15 protein-coding genes and 1 pseudogene are annotated in these 20,983 nt (G+C 53.4%); 3 read left to right on the forward strand and 13 right to left on the reverse strand.

Annotation, left to right across the window (positions count from 1 at the left end; translation table 11 throughout):
• From mrdA to ACKLKD_RS18665, 3 genes are all read right to left on the reverse strand, one after another.
• On the reverse strand, positions 1 to 1,743 hold a 1,743-nt coding region (gene mrdA / locus ACKLKD_RS18655; protein WP_420061981.1), incomplete at its 3' end, for a penicillin-binding protein 2.
• Between the two features lie 198 nt (positions 1,744 to 1,941).
• Entirely contained in the window at positions 1,942 to 2,418 is a 477-nt protein-coding gene (locus tag ACKLKD_RS18660) for a DMT family transporter (RefSeq protein ID WP_025711512.1), read from the reverse strand.
• Positions 2,419 to 2,427: 9 nt separating this feature from the next.
• Positions 2,428 to 2,862 (reverse strand): DMT family transporter, encoded by a 435-nt coding sequence (locus tag ACKLKD_RS18665; protein WP_042929122.1) that lies wholly within the window; start codon positions 2,860 to 2,862, stop codon positions 2,428 to 2,430.
• 99 nt (positions 2,863 to 2,961) lie between these two features.
• On the opposite strand from ACKLKD_RS18665, the gene ACKLKD_RS18670 reads away from it, so the two are divergent.
• Positions 2,962 to 3,894, forward strand: coding sequence for a LysR family transcriptional regulator (locus ACKLKD_RS18670; RefSeq protein WP_080897783.1), 933 nt, complete (start codon positions 2,962 to 2,964; stop codon positions 3,892 to 3,894).
• A 267-nt stretch (positions 3,895 to 4,161) separates the two neighbouring features.
• The gene (katG, locus tag ACKLKD_RS18675) at positions 4,162 to 6,339 is read left to right on the forward strand and encodes a catalase/peroxidase HPI (RefSeq protein ID WP_025711516.1); all 2,178 of its coding nucleotides are present in this window, start codon (positions 4,162 to 4,164) and stop codon (positions 6,337 to 6,339) included.
• A 34-nt stretch (positions 6,340 to 6,373) separates the two neighbouring features.
• Here katG and zapE read toward each other — a convergent pair whose 3' ends face one another.
• A complete protein-coding gene (gene zapE / locus ACKLKD_RS18680) occupies positions 6,374 to 7,435 on the reverse strand; it encodes a cell division protein ZapE (RefSeq protein WP_025711517.1) in 1,062 nt (353 codons plus the stop codon).
• 262 nt (positions 7,436 to 7,697) lie between these two features.
• Here zapE and ACKLKD_RS18685 point away from each other — a divergent pair, with 262 nt between their 5' ends.
• Positions 7,698 to 9,104: an MFS transporter gene (locus tag ACKLKD_RS18685; RefSeq protein WP_080897782.1), complete on the forward strand. Its 1,407-nt coding sequence runs from the start codon at positions 7,698 to 7,700 to the stop codon at positions 9,102 to 9,104.
• A 40-nt stretch (positions 9,105 to 9,144) separates the two neighbouring features.
• On the opposite strand, the gene ACKLKD_RS18690 is transcribed toward ACKLKD_RS18685, so the two are convergent.
• The 9 genes and pseudogenes from ACKLKD_RS18690 to ACKLKD_RS18730 all read right to left on the reverse strand — a co-directional run bounded on the left by ACKLKD_RS18690 (position 9,145) and on the right by ACKLKD_RS18730 (position 20,903).
• The gene (locus ACKLKD_RS18690; RefSeq protein ID WP_025711520.1) at positions 9,145 to 9,459 is read right to left on the reverse strand and encodes a PTS lactose/cellobiose transporter subunit IIA; all 315 of its coding nucleotides are present in this window, start codon (positions 9,457 to 9,459) and stop codon (positions 9,145 to 9,147) included.
• A gap of 9 nt (positions 9,460 to 9,468) precedes the next feature.
• Positions 9,469 to 9,792, reverse strand: coding sequence for a PTS sugar transporter subunit IIB (locus tag ACKLKD_RS18695; protein WP_025711521.1), 324 nt, complete (start codon positions 9,790 to 9,792; stop codon positions 9,469 to 9,471).
• Between the two features lie 35 nt (positions 9,793 to 9,827).
• A pseudogene (locus ACKLKD_RS18700) lies at positions 9,828 to 10,783 on the reverse strand (alpha/beta hydrolase fold domain-containing protein).
• 32 nt (positions 10,784 to 10,815) lie between these two features.
• Positions 10,816 to 12,099 carry a carbohydrate porin gene (locus tag ACKLKD_RS18705; RefSeq protein WP_025711523.1) on the reverse strand — a complete coding sequence of 428 codons (1,284 nt, stop codon included), beginning with the start codon at positions 12,097 to 12,099 and terminating at the stop codon, positions 10,816 to 10,818.
• 186 nt (positions 12,100 to 12,285) lie between these two features.
• Positions 12,286 to 13,230, reverse strand: coding sequence for an AraC family transcriptional regulator (locus ACKLKD_RS18710; RefSeq protein WP_025711525.1), 945 nt, complete (start codon positions 13,228 to 13,230; stop codon positions 12,286 to 12,288).
• 42 nt (positions 13,231 to 13,272) lie between these two features.
• Positions 13,273 to 15,885: a family 78 glycoside hydrolase catalytic domain gene (locus tag ACKLKD_RS18715; protein ID WP_087805676.1), complete on the reverse strand. Its 2,613-nt coding sequence runs from the start codon at positions 15,883 to 15,885 to the stop codon at positions 13,273 to 13,275.
• A 50-nt stretch (positions 15,886 to 15,935) separates the two neighbouring features.
• The gene (locus ACKLKD_RS18720) at positions 15,936 to 17,171 is read right to left on the reverse strand and encodes a PTS sugar transporter subunit IIC (RefSeq protein ID WP_165931868.1); all 1,236 of its coding nucleotides are present in this window, start codon (positions 17,169 to 17,171) and stop codon (positions 15,936 to 15,938) included.
• A 403-nt stretch (positions 17,172 to 17,574) separates the two neighbouring features.
• Positions 17,575 to 18,456, reverse strand: a complete 882-nt coding sequence (locus ACKLKD_RS18725; RefSeq protein WP_087805678.1) for a LysR family transcriptional regulator — start codon at positions 18,454 to 18,456, stop codon at positions 17,575 to 17,577.
• 146 nt (positions 18,457 to 18,602) lie between these two features.
• Positions 18,603 to 20,903 (reverse strand): FdhF/YdeP family oxidoreductase, encoded by a 2,301-nt coding sequence (locus ACKLKD_RS18730; RefSeq protein WP_087805680.1) that lies wholly within the window; start codon positions 20,901 to 20,903, stop codon positions 18,603 to 18,605.
• Between the last annotated feature and the right edge of the window lie 80 nt (positions 20,904 to 20,983).

Consider the following 20,983-nt stretch of genomic DNA (forward strand, 5'->3'; position numbering starts at 1 on the left):
AGGGGCAAACAGGGTGTAGAAGATATGGTCGCGCAGGCGTACCGGGATCATTTTGGCGTTATAGGTCTGGTTTTGCTTCAGGCTGAAGACCTGCGAGGTCCCGGACTTTGCCGCAATCTGGTACGGCGCGGTATGGAACAGCTTATAGCCGGTGCCGTTGGGCAGATTCGCCATGCCGTACATGCCGTTGCGTACAATGCCCCAGTACGGGGATTTCGGATCGCCCACCTGCGGCAGGTCCGCCGGCTGCTGATAACGTTCCACATGATTACCCTGCTTCATCGAATAGAGCAGATGTGGATCCTGCACCTTACCGTTGTTCAGCAGGGTGGTAAGCGCTTTTACCATCTGAATGGGCGTGGCGATCCAGTACCCCTGACCGATACCGACCGAGATGGTGTCCCCCTGATACCAGGGCTTTTTATGCACCCGCTGTTTCCACTCCCGGCTCGGCAGCACCCCGGCGTATTCCTCATTAAGGTCGATGCCGGTGGACTGACCGTAGCCGAATTTGCTCAGCCACTCATGGATCCGGTCAATGCCCATCTCGAAGGCGACCTGGTAGAAAAAGGTGTCAGCCGACTCTTCAATGGCTTTGGTCACGTTGAGCATCCCGTGGCCGGTTTTCAGCCAGTCACGGTAGCGGCGTTGCGTGCCCGGCAGCGTCCACGTCGGCGCCCCGAAGAAGGTAGTGTTCGGGGTGATCACGCCTGCAGACAGCGCCGATAGCGCCATATAGGGTTTTACCGTCGAGGCCGGGGGATACAGCCCCTGGGTGACGCGGTTGATCAGCGGCCGGTCCGGGTTATCCAGCAGCGATTTGTAAGCCTGATAGCCGATACCTTTGACGAACGGATTAGGATCGTAACTGGGACTGGAGACCATTGCCAGCACACCGCCATCCCGCGGGTCGACCACCACCACTGCCGCCCGCTGCCCTTTCAGCACCGACTCAATATACTGCTGCAGGTGCAGGTCGAGAGTCAGATAGAGGTTTTTCCCGGCCACTGGCGGTACCTCTTTCAGCAGACGCACCACCCGCCCGTGGTTATCCACCTCCACTTCCTGATAGCCGGTGGTGCCGTGCAGCGCTTTTTCGTAATAGCCTTCGATCCCCTGCTTACCGATATTGTGGTCGGCGGCGTAATTCTCTTCTTCGCCATCTTTCGCCAGCCGCTCCAGATCGCTGTCGTTAATTTTCGACACATAGCCCACCACGTGCGCCAGTTCAGCGCCATAGGGATATTCCCGTTGCTGGTAACTCTCCACCGTCACGCCGGGGAAACGGAATTCGTTGACCGCAAAACGGGCCACCTCCACATCGCTGAGGTCCGACTTCAGCGTCACCGCTTTATAACGACTATTGTGATGCATATCGTCGCGGAAGCTGGCGATGTCATCCGGCGTCAGGTCGACAATCGGCGTCAGGCTTTGCAGCAGTGCGTTCATGTCGGGAATTTTGCTCGGGATCACCTGCAGGCGATACAGGGTAATGTTCTGCACCAGCGGAATGCCGTTGCGATCGAATATCAGCCCGCGGCTGGGGGCGATGGGCAACATTTTGATGTCGTTCTGGTTTGACCGGGTCTGGTAGAAATCATGCTGCTCCACCTGCAGATGGTAGAGGTTAACGATCAGCACGCCAAAGCAGACCACCACCAGCAGAAAGGCAATTGCGGCCCGGCGGATAAACAGCATCTCTTCCGCGGAGTGGTCGCGAATTTCATCTCTCAAAAGGGGCATTAGCGGTACATCACCTGAATCACTGGAAAAGCCAACGGCGTAACGGCCGGGAAGCATAGCCTTATCGCAGCGTCAGCCCTACTGAAAGGTTGCTAATGATCTGGCAGAAATGTTTCAGCATGTTAGAGGATTCGTTATCCTTACCCTCGCCCGTAACGCGTCAGACTGTATTCACGTTGCCCGACGCGTCGGCGCGGCTCACTGTTCTGCGCGGGCCGCCTTGTCGGAGGCAGCCGACTTCCCGGAGGTATAGATTAAGTACAGCGCCAGGGCCAGGCATATCACCGCCGCCAGTCGCGCAGGCGAGAACGCCATCGTGCTGTTGCCCAGCCAGCCAAAGTTGTCGATTAGCAAGCTCATCGTCAGCTGGCCAAAGATCACCGCCACGGTGGCCGTCGCGGTGCCTATCCGCTGCACCGCCAGCACCATAATGACGATGTAGGGCACACCGCAAAAAGCGCCCAGCAGCTGCCATTTGGGCACCTGAAGCAGGGTTACCGAGGTCGCCGGAGCAAAAAACAGGATCAGTAATCCGGTCACCAGCGCGCCGGTGGCAAAGGTTAAAAAGGCGCTGCGAAACACCCCCACCTGGCTGCCAAGACGCCCGTTTATCGCCGCCTGAATGCTAAGCAATGCGCCGCCGCACAGCGCCAGAATAATTATCAGCGTACTCATTTTTACTCCTTAACCCAGGGCCACCAGCAGTAACGCCGCCATAATCAACCCCAGCGCCACGGCGCGTCGCGGATCGATTTTGCGCCGTGGGCTGCCGAACAGCCCGAAATGGTCGATCGCCAGGCTTTTCGCCACCTGACCCGCCAGAATGCCGATCATGGTCATGGCAATACCAATCACCGGCGTCGCCACGGTCAAGATCACCACATACCCCGCGCCCAGCAGGCCGCCGGTGAGTTGCCAGCCGGGCAGAGAAAAGAACGACGGGCTGCTGCGCGGGCTGAAAAACAGCATCAGAAAAAAGGTTAACACCGCGCCAATCCCAAAGATGCTCATGGTCGCCCACAGATCTCCGACCTGGCTCGCCAGCGGTCCCAGCAGTCCCGCTTCCACCGACAGACCCATGCCGCCGGCAATCACCAATAAAATGAATAATAAGGGCATTACTGCGCCTCCTCTGAACAACAGGCGGCTGAGCATAAAGCAGCGTGGTGATGTGATAAACGGTATAATGAAGGAAACACTTTTGCAGGAATTGCACAGATGGCCGATGCCAGCAGCGTCGATTTTCGCGCCCTTCAGCTTTTTATCGCGGTTTACGACAACCAGAGTTTTTCCGTGGTGGCCCGCCGTGAAGGGGTCTCTCCCTCGCTGATCTCGCGGACCATCCAGCAGCTGGAAGATGCCCTCGGACAGCAGCTTTTCTACCGCAACACCCGTGCCGTGGTACCAACCGAAGCAGGTCGCCTTTTTGCAGCGTCCGCCCGCGAGCTGCTGGGACAGTACGCCGACGCGCAGCGGGCGTTACAGGATCGGGCGCAGGTCCCCGGCGGGCTGGTGCGGATCAATGCGCCGGTCTATTTTGGTCAGCGGCATATCGCCCCCTGGCTTCCGGAGCTGGCGGCCCGGCATCCCAAACTGCAGTTTGACCTGACGCTGACCGACGATTTTATCGATCCGCATCGCGACGCGACGGATATCCTGTTTCGCATCAGCAGCCTGCCGGACGCGGGCTACCACGCCAGAGTGTTTGGCAGCCAGCGCTATTACCTGACCGCCTCCCCCGGGTATGTCTCCCGCTTTGGCAACCCGGCCTCGCCGGAGGCGTTGCGTCAACATCGCACGCTGGTGTACGGCGGCTCGCAGGGGGCCAACCGCTGGCTGTTTCGCCAGGGTGAAGAGGCATGGGTGCACTATCCGCAAACGCCGCTCATGACCTCGAACAATGCCGATGCCCTGCTCACTTCGGCCATTGGCGGCATGGGGGTGGTGTTGTTTCCCGACTGGATGGTCAGCGAAGCGCTGCGAAACGGGACATTAGTCACGCTGATGGATCGCTTCTCGGCGGCCATCAGCCACACGCCATCGTACATTGCGGCAATCTATCCTTATACCCGACATCCTTCTCTGAACGTGCGGACGGTCATTGACTATTTTGCCGGGGTGTATGGTTCACCGCCCTACTGGCAACACTAATGCGTATGGCGTAGTAAAAATTGTCATATCTCAAAGAATTAGCGTTCCATCAACAGGATCCTTCAAGATCGTTTCCTTTGCCGTCTCGTTACGGCTATGGTTACTAATGAGGTTAATCTCAATCTCCGGACCGAAGTGGTCCCATCAGGGGGTTGCTTAACCCTGGTTGAACGGAATTAGCTATTAAATCCGTAGACTCATTCAAATATCGCTTATTGGTAGCAGTGTATATCGTAACGGCATTCACAAAAGCAAACGGAGCCTGATATGAGCACGTCTAACGACCCATCCAACAACGCATCCGCCGGGAAGTGCCCTTTCCACGCCGAGACGCCAAAACAGAGCGCCGGCAGCGGCACCGCCAACCGCGACTGGTGGCCAAACCAGCTACGTGTCGATCTGCTGAACCAGCACTCCAGTCGTTCCAACCCGTTGGGTGAGGATTTTAACTACAGGGAAGAGTTTAAAAAGCTCGATTACTCCGCGCTGAAGGCTGACCTCAGAGCGCTGCTGACCGATTCGCAAGAGTGGTGGCCGGCAGACTGGGGGAGCTACATCGGCTTGTTTATTCGTATGGCCTGGCACGGCGCTGGCACCTACCGCACCGTTGACGGTCGCGGCGGCGCAGGTCGTGGACAGCAGCGTTTTGCACCGCTGAACTCCTGGCCTGACAACGTCAGCCTCGATAAAGCCCGCCGTCTGCTGTGGCCAGTGAAACAGAAATATGGCCAGAAAATCTCCTGGGCCGACCTTTACATGCTGGCGGGTAACGTCGCCCTGGAAAACGCGGGCTTCCGCACCTTTGGTTTTGGCGCCGGTCGTGAAGATGTCTGGGAGCCGGATCTCGACGTCGACTGGGGCGATGAGAAAGAGTGGCTGGCCCACCGTCATCCGGAAAGTCTGGCGAAACAGGCTATCGGCGCCACCGAGATGGGTCTGATTTACGTCAACCCGGAAGGACCAAACGCCAGCGGCGAACCGTTGTCCGCTGCGGCGGCCATTCGCGCCACCTTCGGCAATATGGCGATGGACGATGAAGAGATTGTCGCCCTGATCGCCGGCGGCCACACGCTGGGTAAAACCCACGGTGCTGCCGAAACCAGCCACGTCGGCGCCGAACCGGAAGCCGCGCCGCTGGAAGCGCAGGGTCTGGGCTGGCACTCCAGCTACGGCAGCGGCGCAGGTGCGGACGCCATTACCTCCGGTCTGGAAGTGGTCTGGACGCAGACGCCCACCCAGTGGAGCAACTACTTTTTCGAGAACCTGTTCAAATACGAATGGGTGCAGACCCGCAGCCCGGCGGGCGCAATCCAGTTCGAAGCCAAAGACGCGCCGGAAATTATTCCGGATCCGTTTAACCCGGAGAAAAAGCGCAAACCGACCATGCTGGTCACTGACCTGACCCTGCGCTTCGACCCTGAGTTTGAGAAGATTTCCCGCCGCTTCCTCAACGATCCGCAGGCCTTTAACGAGGCGTTTGCCCGGGCGTGGTTCAAGCTGACCCACCGCGATATGGGGCCAAAATCCCGTTACCTCGGTCCGGAAGTGCCAAAAGAAGATCTGATTTGGCAGGATCCGCTGCCGGCCGCGACTCATCAGCCGAGCGCGGAAGATATCGCCAGCCTGAAAACCGCCATCGCCGGTGCCGGCCTGTCAGTTAGTGAGCTGGTATCGGTCGCCTGGGCGTCCGCCTCCACCTTCCGCGGCGGCGATAAGCGCGGTGGCGCCAACGGCGCACGTCTGGCGCTGGCCCCGCAGAAAGACTGGCCGGTCAACGCCATCGCCAGCCGGGTACTGCCGACCCTGCAGGCGATCCAGCGCGCCTCCGGCAAAGCGTCGCTGGCCGATATTATCGTGCTGGCCGGTGTGGTCGGCGTTGAGCAGGCTGCCGCTGCCGCCGGCGTCAGCGTCAACGTGCCGTTTACCCCAGGCCGCGTCGACGCCCTGCCTGAGCAAACCGACGTCGAGTCGTTTGACCTGCTGCAGCCGCTGGCGGATGGCTTCCGCAACTACCGCCGTATCGAAGGCGGGGTGTCAACGGAAACTCTGCTGATCGATAAAGCCCAGCAGCTGACGTTAACCGCCCCGGAAATGACCGTGCTGGTCGGTGGCTTGCGCGTTCTGGGCGCGAACTACGACGGCAGCAAACACGGGGTATTTACCGACCGCGTCGGCGTGCTCAGCAATGACTTCTTCGTCAATCTGCTGGATATGGCCACCGTCTGGAAAGCGGCCGATGATAACGCGGAGCTGTTTACCGGCAGCGACCGTAAAACCGGCGAAGCGAAGTACAGCGCCACCCGCGTGGATCTGGTGTTTGGCTCCAACTCGGTACTGCGCGCCCTGGCGGAAGTTTACGCCTGCGCCGACGGGCAGCAGAAGCTGGTGCATGACTTCGTCGCCGCCTGGACCAAGGTGATGAATCTCGACCGCTTCGACCTGTAATCTCTCCGCCCCGGCTCCCGCCGGGGCGTTTTGCTTATACCGCCCGCGGCAGCTGTTGCAGGCGACTCCACGTTCGTTGAATATCCTCCAGTTCCACCCCGGCCACCAGCGTCTGCAGATCGCAACAGGTTACCAGCAGCAGGCGGATCTGCTTTTCATACAGCACATCAATCACGTTGATAAAGCGCTGCTGGGCCGCCGGCCCCACCGTCGCCAGCGGCGGCACCTCGTCCAGTAACCAGACGGCATAGCTTTCGCTGAGCGCCAGATAGTCCATCACCGCCGTGGCGGACTGACAGAGCTGGGCAAAGGTGAAGTGCAGCAAGTCAGGTGACGCCGCGACCGCCTGGAGGGTGCGGTAACCGACCTCCAGCGAGACGGGTTCGCCAGGCAGCGATGGTAGATCGTACAGCTGACGCTGTTGCGCGCTTGGGGTAACCCACCTCCGCCCGCTGCAGAAGGCGTTATCCTGGCTCAGATGCCGTTCGCGATAATCCTCTTCGCCGTTAAGCGCGACAACCGCCAGATGGGCGCGGATCAGCGCGATCGACGGTAAAAAGCGTTCGTGATACAGCGGATTAGGCAGCAACAACTCCGGTGGGTAGTTTGACGTCGCCAGCAGCACGATGCCCCGTTGAAAGAGGTGTTCCAGCAACACCTTGATCAGCATGGCGTCGCCGGGGTCGTGCAGATGAAATTCGTCAAAGCACAGCAGACGGCAACCGGAGGTCATCTGCCTCATCACCGCCTGCAGATCGGGCGCGCCGGGGGCATTCAGCCGCTGGTGCAGTTCGCGGAAGAAGTGATGAAAATGGACCCTCCGCCGGGCAGCGAGCGGCAGGCTGGCAAAAAAGTGGTCGAGGATAAAACTTTTGCCGCGTCCGGTACGTCCCCAGACGTACAGCCCCTGAGGCGTGCCGGACGCGGACATCAGCTGCTGGCCCAGGGCGTCAAGCCGGGCGATAAGCGACAGCTGATCGTCGTCCAGCGTCAGGCGCGCCCGCGCCGCCTGCTCGGCCATCACGTGGCTAAAATAAAAATCGGCCGTCTCCTCGGACGAGCCAGACCCCGACGGCGCACATCCATCTTTTAACATTTTTATAACCTCCTGCGAAGGGGCCATTCTAGCCGCTTTCCCACAGGTTGGCGACTCGCACAACCGGAAATGCCGGCAGCGGTGATTTACTTCAATTCCGTCGCTGAGGCGCGGCGAAAACCAGCATGAAACTCATCTTTATGCCTCCGCAGCGCGATCTTGCGCTAAAGAATGTCCTTAAGGCTTAGGATTAAAAATTTAAAACTGTTAACAATCAATTAACATTAGCAGGCAAACCATTCTTCCTGAGGAACACAACACCATGTCTACCACCCAAGTTCTCGGCGAAACGCCCTATACTTCGCCAGGACAACCGCACGCCAGCTTAACCGGACGCATTGATGCGCTGCCCGCCTCCTTCGGGTTATGGTCGTTTATCACCCTGCTCTCACTCGGCGGTTTCTTTGAGCTCTATGATCTGTTCCAGACCGGCTATATCAGCGCCGGCCTGCTGGCGGAGGGGATTTTCCACACCGGACAGGCGGGCATCTTTGGCATTGCCGACCAGGCGGCCTTTGCCTCCGCCACCTTTATGGGGCTGTTTATTGGCGCCAGTCTGCTGGCGCCGCTGGCAGACAAGCTGGGGCGCCGCCTGACCTTTATGGTGGCACTCGCCTGGTACGGCGTTTTTTCACTGCTGATGGCGACACAGAGCAGCGCGGAAGGGGTGATCTTTTTCCGTTTTCTGGTGGGGATCGGCCTCGGCATTGAGCTGGTGACCATTGACACCTACCTCAGCGAATGGGTGCCAACCCATCTGCGCAATAAAGCTTTCGCCTTTGCCTTCTTCATCCAGTTCCTCTCGGTGCCGGCGGTGGCGCTGATGTCCTGGATGCTGGTGCCGACCACCCTGTTCGGCCTCAGCGGCTGGCGCTGGGTGATCATCTTCGGCGCGCTGTTCTCGCTGGCGATCTGGTTTATCCGCAAAAAGCTGCCGGAGTCAGCCCGCTGGCTGGAAAGCAAAGGGCGGCATGATGAGGCGCATGCGGTGATGAGTGAGATGGAAACCCGCTGCGGCCTGACGCCGTCGCCGAAGCATGCGCATGCGGCGCAGAGCGTCGTCAAACGCGGCACCTTCCGCGAGATCTGGGCGCCGCAGTATCGGCAGCGCACCCTGATGCTGATGGTGATGAACTTCTTCCAGGCGATCGGCTTCTTCGGCTTTGGCAACTGGCTGCCGGCGCTGCTCTCCGGTCAGGGGGCCAGTATCACCCACAGCCTGCTGTACGCCTTCTTTATCACCCTCGCCTATCCCCTGGGCTGCCTGTTCTGCACCCGCTTCGTGCATCGCTTTGAAAACAAGTGGCAGATCGTCCTTTCCGCGCTGATGACCGTCATCTTCGGCACCCTGTTTGCCCTGCAAAACAGTCCGATTCTGCTGGTGATCTGCGGGTTTATGATCACCTGGTCCAACGCCTGGCTGACCATCAGTTACCACGCCTACCAGGCCGAGGTCTTCCCGACCCACATTCGCGCCCGCGCCGTCGGCTTCTGCTACTCGTTCAGCCGGCTCTCCACCGCGGTGACCAGCATCCTGATCGGCATTATTCTGCAATACGCCGGCACGCCGGGAGTGATTAGCTTTATCGTCGTCAGTATGCTGATGGTGATGCTGTCGGTGGGGATTTTCGGCCCGAGAACGCGGGGCATTCGTCTGGAGAATATCTGATGGCGGTCGCCGCCGAAGGTGCCGGCGGCGACATATTTTATCAGGTGCGATGTTGCAACTGGCGCTGAACCTCAATAAGCTCCGCGATCAATTCCCGCGCGAGCATAGAGGTCATTATATGATCCTGGGCATGTACCAGAATAAGATTAACCGGTACTTTGCCACAGCCCTCATCCATACCAATAAGCATGGTTTGTACATCATGCGCGCGTTTTGCGGCATCTGCGGCGTCCTGCATCAGCCTATCAACGTCCTGCCACACTCCTTTTCTGGCGGCTTGCAGCGCCTGCATCGCCAGACTGCGGGACTCACCGGCGTTAATGATGAGTTCCATGACGGTTGCTTCCATATCCATACGGGTGCCCTACTTGTTGAGTGAACATTCATCCAGCAGCGCCAGCGCCGCATCAAGAATTTTATCGCCACGCATCATGCCGTAATCCATGCTATCGATAACGGCGACTCTCTTACCCACCGCAGCGGCCTTTTTGTTAAATTCTTCGAATTTATATTTAATCTGCGGCCCTAAAAGACAGCAATCGTAATTTGGTAACGTGCGGTCAAAATCATCCATTGAAACAGCAATAATATCGACAGCAATGCCTTTCGCTGCGGCCGCTTGCTTCATTTTATTCATCACCATGCTCGTTGACATGCCGGCAGCGCAGCACAAAAATATTTTTTTCATCTTATTTACCTGTTCCTGTAACGTATTATTGATGCTTATCTTTGAGATTTTGGTCTAAAAAATTAATAATAATTTTTGATACTTCAGGCTGATACCACATCAAACCTGCGTGATCCGCCCCTTTCACCACGTAATGGGTGGACGGTATTTTTTTCGCTAGCAGCGCCTCGTGTAAAAGCGTTGACTGGCTGGGTGAAACCACATTGTCGGCATCGCCGTTCATTAGCAGAAAAGGCGGCGTTTTATTCGAAATCCAGGTGATGGGATTAGCCCGTTTCGCCTTTTCGGGATAGGCGGAGATAGCGCCACCGCCTTGCCAGGGAATACCATTAACCAGCATCGCCTCTGGTATGGCCGGTGACTGATGCGCTTTTTGAATGTCCGCGGAAAAGTCAGCGCCGACTTTCGTCAGATCTGACAGGCCATAGAGATCAACCACCGCCTGCACATCGCTGCTTTGATTTGAATACTCTCCCTGGTCGAATTCCTTATGACCGCTGGTGGTACCCACCATAGCGGCTAAATACCCACCCGCCGACTCGCCCATCACAGCGATATGGTTGGGATCGATGCCTAATTTTTCAGCATTGGCGCGTAAAAATCTGACCGCCGTTTTCGCATCTTCAACCATGCCCGGGAAAGTCACATTGGGTACGACCCGATAGGTAATGCTGGCGACCACATAACCAGCCCGGGCAATATCGACCCGCTGACCGATAAATTTTGATTTGGGCGCATCGAGAAAGCCGCCGCCGGTAATAAATACTACTGCGGGTAACGGTTTATCAGCATAAGGCTTGAGCCAATCCATCGTTAACTGGAGCGGTCGTCCCATGATATTTTGCGTAAATGAATAGGCAATATCAGGCACCATCTCGACGGCCAGAGCGCTTGGTTTAATAACGATAGTTTTGCTGTCTGTTAAAGGTGTTTGCGCAAAAGCAGACGGAATAATAAGCATCGTCAGCAGAGCAGCGACGTGTTTGTTCATAGGGTAATATCCTGTAGTGATTTAGTAATGATTCAGAACCAGACTTCCATTCGATACCCGACTCGCCACTCCGAGTCTTCCGGCAATAACGTGACCTCTTTGTCCCCGCCTGCGTAGGTAACCGTCAAACTGAGAATCGGCGCGACATACGGTAAAACATCCAGCTGTAGGGCCGGGCCGGCGGCAATTTTGTAGCCGACGCCGCTGGCACCTTCGACGCCATTTTTGTTGATAGTGTTATTCACCATGACTTCATACAACATGGAAAGATTTTGGTGATGAATATTTTGCTTAACGTTTACGCCGGTAAAGATCCCGGTTTCATTCGCGGAACCATAGGTCATGTCCCCCCCTGAATAACCTGTATCAGGTATAAAGGTGGTTCGGTCAGCAGTTTTTTCACGCCTGGTATATTCATAGATGAAAGCCGGCGAGACGGCAAAATCATCAAACAACGTCAAGTTTCCGTCGGTGGAAAAACGCATTGAAGAATCGCCCTCTTCGCTAAGGACGGTAATACGACTGGTGTTCAGATAAGGAGCAATAACCCCTTTACCATACTGTAATTTGACTGTCGATTGTCCCTTTGCCACTCCCCAAAAAGACGGCATGCTGTATTTCGCGGAAAAACTAATTGCTTTCTGCTTGCCAGTGCCCAATGGATCATCAATTTCTTTAACATAGGTCATACCCAGTTCTGTCTGATCGATACGATAAGCCATATCAACGATGCGCCGCGAGCCTTCTATCGCCTGCGGCGCGGTATCGCTGGACCAGTCGATCTGGTCGGTACCAACGTTCAAATCAAAATTCTTACTGTTATAACCGAGGCCGGAATCAATATGCACTTCTTTGGTATTGTAAGCGAAGATATTAATACGTTGATCGAGGTAACGACGCCCAGCCCAAATGTTTGCGCCCTCGGGAAGAAAAGAGAGCCCACCAAAGCGCCCATAATTCTGTGCCGTTTCTACCGTTTTATCGCCGTAACCCACCATTTCATAGGTGTAATCAGCCCATTGCTCAGGAGAAGCCAGACCCTGCCATTTTTTAGTGATAGCCAGCGATGTCCAGTAATCGTGCCAGAAACTGTTTCCCAAATCGCCCATTTTGCCACGAGGATCCTGATTAGGTCCGGTGGGGTCGGTATGCAATGACATGTTTTTGGGACGGTTTAGTTCGCTCTGAAAATCTCCAGCCACCATGCCATATCCATTTAGCTGGAAGCTGCCGTCGTCGCTTAGATTGGCCGCATGGCATAGGGTCGCAGGCAGAAAACATGAGATAACACCTGGAATAATAATTCTGGGGTTCATTCTTCAGACTCCATCGGGTAAGAGATATAAAATAAATAAAATTATTATTTTTATTGTTTATCTGATTTTATTTAAAGAATGCCACTCGTGTTATAACCCAGCTTGCCTTTTTATATATCGGTTGTTGCCGATTTTACTTATTACAAAAACATGCAATAGCATGAACGCTGTGCGCCAATTTACTATTCAGGAGTTCAGATCACGATACTCCTTAATACTCATATTATATTTCTCTTTAAATACTTTATAACAATGCGAGGCGTTTTCATAACCCGTCATATTAATAACATCAATAATAGAGTGATTAGTATGCTTGAGGAGATGGATCAACACATCCAGGCGTTTTTCAACCAACAAATCACTAAAGTTCTTACCGGTGAAGTCTTTTATCAGTTTACTCACTTTATAATTAGGCTGATTTAAACGACAGGAGATCTCTTTCAGGCTGGCAGTTTTATAATCTGTATCAATATATCTCAACACGGCCATGGCAAGTGATTCATTGTAACTGCCGTTGATATGGTAATCGCTGGCTTGCACATTCGAGAGCAGTTCGGTCATCAACAGTCCCACCAGGAAATTGACGCGTATCTCTTTTAAGTGGTTATTACTGTAGATCTCGCTGATGATGACATGCATAATGCTTTGAATGGCGTCGATTTCCCCCACTTTAAAGTGAATATGCTCTCCATGCTTTTTTCTGCCATTAATTGCTGAAAGGATAAAACGGGAAATGATGTTATTTTCGTCAAAAAGGGACATGAGTCGACCGAAAAATTCGGTCTTAATAATAAAATTGATGATAATATCATTCTGCCCAGCGGCTTCAATTTCGTGTCTGGCAAACTGGTTGATAAGCAGTATCTCACCCTTACCCAGAGTGAGACTTTCTTCATTAATCTTCTGATGCATTTTACCCTGATATATATAAATAAGCTCGATAAAGCCATGAGAATGCAACGGAATTTTAGTAAATCGGGTCTGCTTTTCAATATGAATGTAGTTGTCTTTGAAAAACCTTCGCTCCATATGGCTTTTAAATTTATGACACAGTTGATAGTTAGCGCGAAGCAGTTCGAGTTCTCTATCGGTATAAGCCAGTAGCTTTTCATGAATATCATGGTGTAACATAAAAGTACCTAACTGGAGCGAACGGTTGGGTATGCACTATCATTATAATAGTACTTTTATCTCACCTGCATCGGTAATGTCATAAAACTGATGATAGCTATCACAGTCTATCGGCGCAGGTAATTGTTTATTAAGTTGATACACTTTTGGTAATTTAAGGGTGCATTTTTTGAGGTTAAAGGGCGCTTTGATGACTAATTCAATGCCTTTTTTATAGCGCCGCCAGCGACACTCAATACGCCCTCTGATTGTTTGATGCCAGCAATCCACAAAGTTAATCGTCTCAGTAAAGGATGGACTGATTAAAATAACATCAGCACCAACCGCCTCCTCAGCGACGGTAATGCCGCCCAAAGCCTGAAACAGCCAGCTGGTATAAGAACTGAACATCGCGTGATTATTTGAACCATTCAGGTTATCACCGAAAAATTCCTTCAATGTGCTGGCATCATTTTTAAGCATTTTCTTGAATCCGGCTTCGACTCTTAACCATTCAAGGATTAATTCATTATGACCATAGCGATGAAATATTTCATAGGCAAAACTTTGGCCAAAAATCCCACAGGTGATAACATTTTGCTCTTTTTTGATGAGATCGATCAATGCATTCAATGAACTGTCGATATCATCACACAAATCGAAGTAGATTGCAAAAACAAAGCTGGTCTGACTGCGATCGGCGAAGCTGCCATCCGTATTCTTATAGAGTGTTAAAATTTTCTCTCTAATTTTATTGGCCTTGCTAATATATTTTAGCCATTTTTCTTTTAAGCCAAGATCATCACATATTTTTGCGATAATTAACAAATGGTAATAATAGAAACAAGCACTGGTGAAATGGAGAGCTGGCGAGCCATTTTTGTAATTACGCATATCATGATCGCGGCTTCCCCAGTCACCCAGGCAGCAGGTTACCAGGTCATCAAAGTCACGCATTTCCAGGGAGAGGATTTGCTTCTCAAGAAATGGCAAGCTTTCGGCCAACAGATTGACGTTGCCATAATGTCGATAGTGAATGGCTATCAAATAAGGTAATACCAGTTGCCAACCCAGGGGTCCCGTTTCCCCGCCGACGCCATTAGTTTTAATTCCCATAAATGGCGCAGTTTCGGTCACACCACCACAGGGACGAATATCATTGATAAAATCAAAGATAGTTTTCTTATAAATAGCGGCAGAGTCAAACTGATACACTTGCGACCGGGCCAACGCGACAATGTCTCCGCCATAGGCGAAACGTTCGCGGGCACAATCCCCGAAGACCGAATGAATGTTATTGAGTTTAGTTCTTTTAGCAACCTCAAAGAGCTTATTTATGTAAGGATCTGAGCAGTAAAAGCCCCCGTTTTCCCTTAGTACAGTATGTACTGAAAGCGCCTGAACATTGTTTAATTGTTCAATATTAATACCGCTTAACTGCACATAGCGAAACGAATGACAGGTAAAGGCATTGATAAAATGATTCTTCCCACTGCGGCATTCAAAGGCATCCTTCTGCTCCGCCCTCGCCGGTGCTCCAATTCCGCCGTCAATAACCACACCTTCAGTAACCTGTTTGCCGACAAATCCTGCAAGGGTGGAGTCAGTGTTTAGTTCATAGTTTTCATCAACGTCTTCGCTATAGAGCAGTTCCACACGTTGATTCTCAGACGCGGTAATGGATAAATCGATAAATCCGGTGATGATGGCACCGAAATCAATAATGAATGTCTCTTCGTCTACGACGTGGATATGCTCTGCCCCGAGGGACAACGTATGGTTAATTTTCGGAATAAAACTCGAGACCAGACGGCCTTCAGGCCCGTTGCTCAGCACCACGTTTTTCCAGTCAGGCATCAGCAAATCGGTGGTGTTGTCTCCGCGAAACACTTTCATATCCAGGCGCTCGCCCAAATAGATATTATTGAAGGTATAAGCGCCTTCGCAATATTGCCAGTCGGCATCACTACCGATGATTATTTCGCGATCTGCAAACTTCATATAAATGTCAGCGATGACCTGTGGTTCACCGATGGTTAAGGTCTCTCTCAGGTTATATTTACCAAATAATTTAAGCGGCGCTGGATTAAACCAGCCATCGGCTAGCTCAACAATGACTTCATTTTTCGGCTGATTAATAAACGGCTTTATACTGTAAGTATCATAATAAATAATTTTAGCATAATTTGTCCAGTCAGTATTAAGCTCACCGCGGGTGACCTCTTTACCGTTGATATACAATTTATAAAAACCAAGACCAACAATGCTGATATAGGCATCAAGGAGGTCTTCGTCGAGATGAATTGTTTTTCTCATCACCACATTACGTTTACCGCGATAGTAATGAATATCATTAGTGAAGTGATGCCCACCGCTCACCCAGCGGCCAGAAAAATGGCCAAGGTTACTGGTTGTAAAACTGTTTCTAAAAACGTTGTTCTCACCATTGTCACCGTGGGTAAGGACTTCTATGATATAAGAAGTAAAGCGTTGTAACGATATTGCATCGAGAGTGATAATGGTATTATTACCCTCTCTTGCGATAAGAGATACCAGTTCGGCACCTTTATACACTTTTATCGAAAATGACTTTTGAGGATAATTGGTAGACCAGCACACCATAATTGGCAGATGATCGACAATAATGTTTTCCGTTTGGTAATTGATACTTAACATCTTTCCCACCATGGCTAAATTGGCGTTGCTGGCATATTTTTATGGAGCATTCAAATGGTATCTGTCTGATTTTCTTCCCGGCAAGCGACAAGATCGGCAGTCTTGAAGAAGAAATACCATCCTGCAAATCGCGCAAAAAGTCCTATAAATTGGAAAGCGGCAATTTTCCAGCTCCCCTGCATAAAACCAGAAATAATGATCGGCATGCCGGCCGGGGTACTCACCCCAGCGACGCGAGGCAATACGCCAATGACCGTTAGATACCATGCAATGCCGAGCATGATGCCATTGATAAAAATATAAGGAATCGCCAGAGTAAAATTCATTACCAGCGGCACGCCATAAGCCATCGGTTCGCCAATGGTGAAGATAGCTGGCGGCAAGGCGATCTTACCGAGCGTTTTATAGCGTGCGCTCTTCGCGAAAAAAGCGAGCATAATAGCCAGCGGCAATAGATCTCCAGCAGCGCCATAAGTCATAAAGAACGCAAAGCCTGTGATGTTGGGTAAGTCGACGCCTGCAGCATACGCAGCAAGCTGCTGGGCATCCATGGCAAACCAGATCGGCGCTACGATACCGAGGGTGATAGCGTGGCCATGCAGCCCAAAAAACCATAGCAATTGCGCAACAACAGCAACAAAGATGAGTGACCAGATTCCGGATCCAAGTGAAGTTAGCGGAACCTGGATTAATTTATAAATAATTTCGTGAATGCTACCATAACCAACACTGGTAATACCTGCGGAGATAATTGTAAATAGCGTCAGGATGGCGATTCCTGGAACCAATGAAGAGAACGATTTGGAGATAAATTCCGGAACGTTTTCTGGCATTTTGATAATCAATCCCTTACGGGTTATCGCCACGAATATTCGTGTTGAAATTATCGCCACCAGAATGGCGGTAAATAGCCCCATAGGCCCCAGCCATTGGCCAGGAATTGAAAATGATTGCCCTAATGGCCCTATTTCACCGAGATCATACGGCGTTAAAATAAAGAAAGAGATCATTGAAATCAGACCTGACATGAAGCCATCAACATCGAAATTTTTCGCTAGCGTATAGGCAACGGAGAAAGCGACAATCACGGCTAAAAAATTATTCGTGAAGGTAATCGGGATATCAAAGAAGCGAGTTAAGTTGTGTCGTAACAAAAAATCCTGGTATGGAGCAAATGGAAACACTTTAAGCAAAGTCGCCACAGAGCTCATAATCGTTACTGGCAATATGAGCATCATACCGCTCATAATTGACTTAAGGTAGGTATTTTGACCAATGCTTTGCATCAGTTGCAAAGCCTTTTCTTGTACAATGTTGGTATGAGATGACATGTAAACAGTCCGTGATGTTATTAGTTTTCAGACATATTCATTTAACAATTCATATGCCGGCATGACATTAATGCATCATAATCTAACCAGGAAGTCAGCCTAATATATCATTATGGAGTAATACATATCGGTTGTTGTTAACTTAAATGACGGCTGTTGCCGTAGTTAATATTTGTGATGTGTACTGCAGGAGGGATAAAAAATTGTCATTAAAGCTTGTATCTTCTGGACAACATTAAGCGGCACCGCAATACCACTTTTACCAACGGTCCTGCACCACCGGGGCTATATTGGCACTCTCCCATCAGAGGGTCGTTTAGACATTTTAGTGACAAGCCGCCAGGTCGGCGGCCAGGCCTCAGCCAAATATCCCCTGCGCCTCAGCGAAGCATTTCTCCGCCAGGGTCGAGACCGGCTCCTGCTGGCGCATAATCAGCGCCAGCTGTGAATCGACCTGGCTTTCGGCAATCGGCAGAATTTCAAGATTGTCGCTTAGCGCTTCGAGGCCGTTGTTAAGCGGCATAATGGCGCAGCAGATCCCCGCCTGCACCGCTTGGATAATCTGAAAGGTCGAATCACTCTCAAAGACATACCTCGGCGTTAGCCCTTTGGCCTTAAAGCTGATTTCAATGGACTCCCGGTAGTTCATCCCCTTGGTCAGAAAGCCAAGGGGCAACGTCGCCAGCGCCTCCCAGCCCGGCGTCCCGGCGCTGAAGTCGTAATGGCGTTTATCGTGCAGGAGCCCCATCCGGGTTTGCGGCAAGCGAGCAATCTTGAACTGACGTTCATCCAAATGCTGCAGATAACAGATCCCCAGATCAAGCTGGTTACGGCTGACGCCGTCGATAATCTGCTCCGAGGTCATCGACAACAGGCTGAACTGCAGCGCCGGGTATTTCTCCGCCAGGGGTTTAATCAACTGCATCGGATTGAGGCTCGCCAGCGGCACCATACCGACCCGCAGCTGGCCGACCATCTGCCCGCGACAGATCGCCGCCTCTGCCGCCAGGCCGTCATGAGCGGCGAGCACCGCCCGGGCCCAGGCCAGGATCCGCTCCCCCTCCGGGGTAAAACCTTCGAAACGCTGGCCGCGCTGGATCAGCGTCAGATCCAGCTCCTCTTCCAGATTGCGAATCCGCATGGAGAGCGTCGGCTGGGTAATGTGACAGGCCGCTGCCGCCTGGCCAAAATGGCGCGTCTGATCGAGCGCGATCAAATACTTGAGTTGCTTAATATCCATTCTCTTTCCCGTTTGAACCCCGCCGTTCACCCCCGGGGCCGCGCACAGGTTACCAGAATGTTAGTTTCACTAGCGATAAATTCAAGCGAGGATATACAAGGCGCGGGGGGCGCAGGACGGCGCGATGCCGCCCTGCACACTACCTTTTAGCGCACGCCGGCCAGCGGGCGGATCTCTTTCGAGCGCAGCGTCAGACGGACCGGGACCGACTTATACGAGGGGGTGCCGCTCTCTTCATCCAGATAGTTCAGCGGCACCAGCACGTTAGCTTCCGGATAATAGGCGCCGACGGTGCCGGGCGCAATGCCATAGGCCACCACCGTGATATCTTCCAGCGTCAGCTCACTGCCCGGCAGCGCGGTATGAATATCTACCCGATCGCCATGTTCCAGCCCCTGGGCGGCCATGTCCTGCTCGTTCATAAACAGCACGTCACGGCGGCCAAAAACGCCGCGATAGCGGTCATCCATCGCATAAATCGTGGTGTTGTACTGATCGTGGCTGCGCAGCGTCACTAAGCGCATCACATCTTCACCCTCCACCACCACGTTCTCATGCACCCCTTTAAATACCGAGAACATGGCTTTACCGGTGGCAGTTGGCCAGATGCGCTCGGTCGGCGGTAGCGGCATGCGAAAGCCACCGGGATGGCGAATGCGCTGGTTATAATCCTCGAATCCCGGAATAGTCTGTTCAATCAGATCGCGAATGCGGTCGTAATCTTCCACCAGGTACAGCCAGTCCACTTTACTGGCCGCCAAGGTCGCTTTCGCCAGACCGGCGACAATCGCCGGCTCTGAGCGCAGCATCGGCGAGGCGGGCTTAAGCTTGCCCGACGAGGCATGCACCATCGACATTGAATCCTCGACGGTAATCGACTGCCGGCCGCTGGCCTGCAGATCGAGTTCGGTGCGCCCCAGACACGGCAGAATAAAGGTCTCTTTCGCCGTCAGAAGATGCGAGCGATTGAGCTTGGTGCCGACGTGAACGCTCAGTTCAAGCCCGCGCATCGCCGGGAAGGCGCGTTCGTGGTCCGGCATCGCCACGGCGAAGTTACCCCCGAGGCAGATCAACGCTTTGGCGTCGCCGGCAATCATCGCTTCCAGGGCCTTTACCGCATCGTGGCCATGATGCCGCGGCGGCGTAATCCCCATCACCCGCTGCAGGCTGTCGAGGAAGGCCGCGGAGGGTTTTTCACTGATCCCAACGGTGCGGTTTCCCTGCACATTAGAGTGGCCGCGCAGCGGACAGATGCCGGCTCCCGGCTTGCCGATGTTGCCGCGCATCAGCAGCAGGTCGGCAATCAGACGCACGTTAGAGGTGCCTTTGTTATGCTGGGTGATGCCCATGCCGTAGGTAACGATGGTGGCCCTGGATTTGGCGTAGGCCACGGCGACCTGGGTCAGCGATTCGCGCGTCAGGCCGGACTCCTGTTCAATATCCTGCCAGCGGGTGGCATGCAGATCCTCGGCGAAGGCGCTGAACCCCTGGGTATGCTGGGCAATGAACGCGTGGTCGAGGACATTGCCCTGCTCCTCTTCCAGCTGCAGCAGCGCTTTGGCGATCCCTTTCAGCGCCGCCGCGTCGCCACCGGCCCGTACCTGGTAGTAGGTTGAGGCGATCGGCGTCGAGCGCCGGGTCGCCATCTCCATCACGTTCTGCGGATCGGCAAAACGCTCCAGCGCCCGTTCACGCAGCGGATTGAAAACGATAATCGGCACGCCGCGGCGGGAAAGCTCATGCAGGGTGCCCATCATCCGCGGGTGGTTGGTTCCTGGATTATGGCCGATGGAAATCACCAGTTCGGTCTGGTCAAAGTCATCGAGGGAAACGGTGCCTTTACCAATGCCGATCGACTGTGGCAGGCCCACGCTGGTGGATTCATGACACATGTTGGAGCAGTCGGGGAAGTTGTTAGTGCCATACTCGCGGGCAAATAGCTGGAACAGCCACGCCGCCTCATTGGATGCCCGACCAGAGGTATAGAACTCGACCTCATCTGGCTGCAGGCCGCGAAGGATTTCGCCGATGCGGGCGAAGGCCTGCTCCCACTCCAGCGGCCGCAGGGTATCACTGGCGCGGTCGTAAACTAAAGGATGGGTTAGGCGGCCGTAGCCTTCCAGTTCAAAATCGCTTTTCGCCAGCAGGGAGCTCACCGTGTTGGCCGCCAGAAACGCGGGCGTCACCCGTTTGGTGGTCGCCTCCCAGGTCACGGCTTTGGCGCCATTTTCGCAAAACTGGAAAGTGGATTTATGCTCTTTGTCCGGCCAGGCACAGCCCGGGCAGTCAAACCCATCCGGCTGGTTGGTGCGCAGCAGCGTGGCGGGCGCCTCGAAGGCATCCATCTGGGTGCGCACGGCGATGGCCGTGGCCTTCAGTGCGCCCCATCCGCCTGCCGGACCGTCGTAGGGGTGAACACCGGGAACCGCGCGTCTTTTACTGGTCATCTCTTTACTCCTGCTGCTCTGTTCTGGCCGCCGTCGGCCGAAAACAGGCACACGACGACCCCGGCGACGAGGCGTGATTA

This window comes from Klebsiella sp. 10982, assembly GCF_048589245.1.
Classification (GTDB): Bacteria; Pseudomonadota; Gammaproteobacteria; order Enterobacterales; family Enterobacteriaceae; genus Klebsiella; species Klebsiella quasivariicola.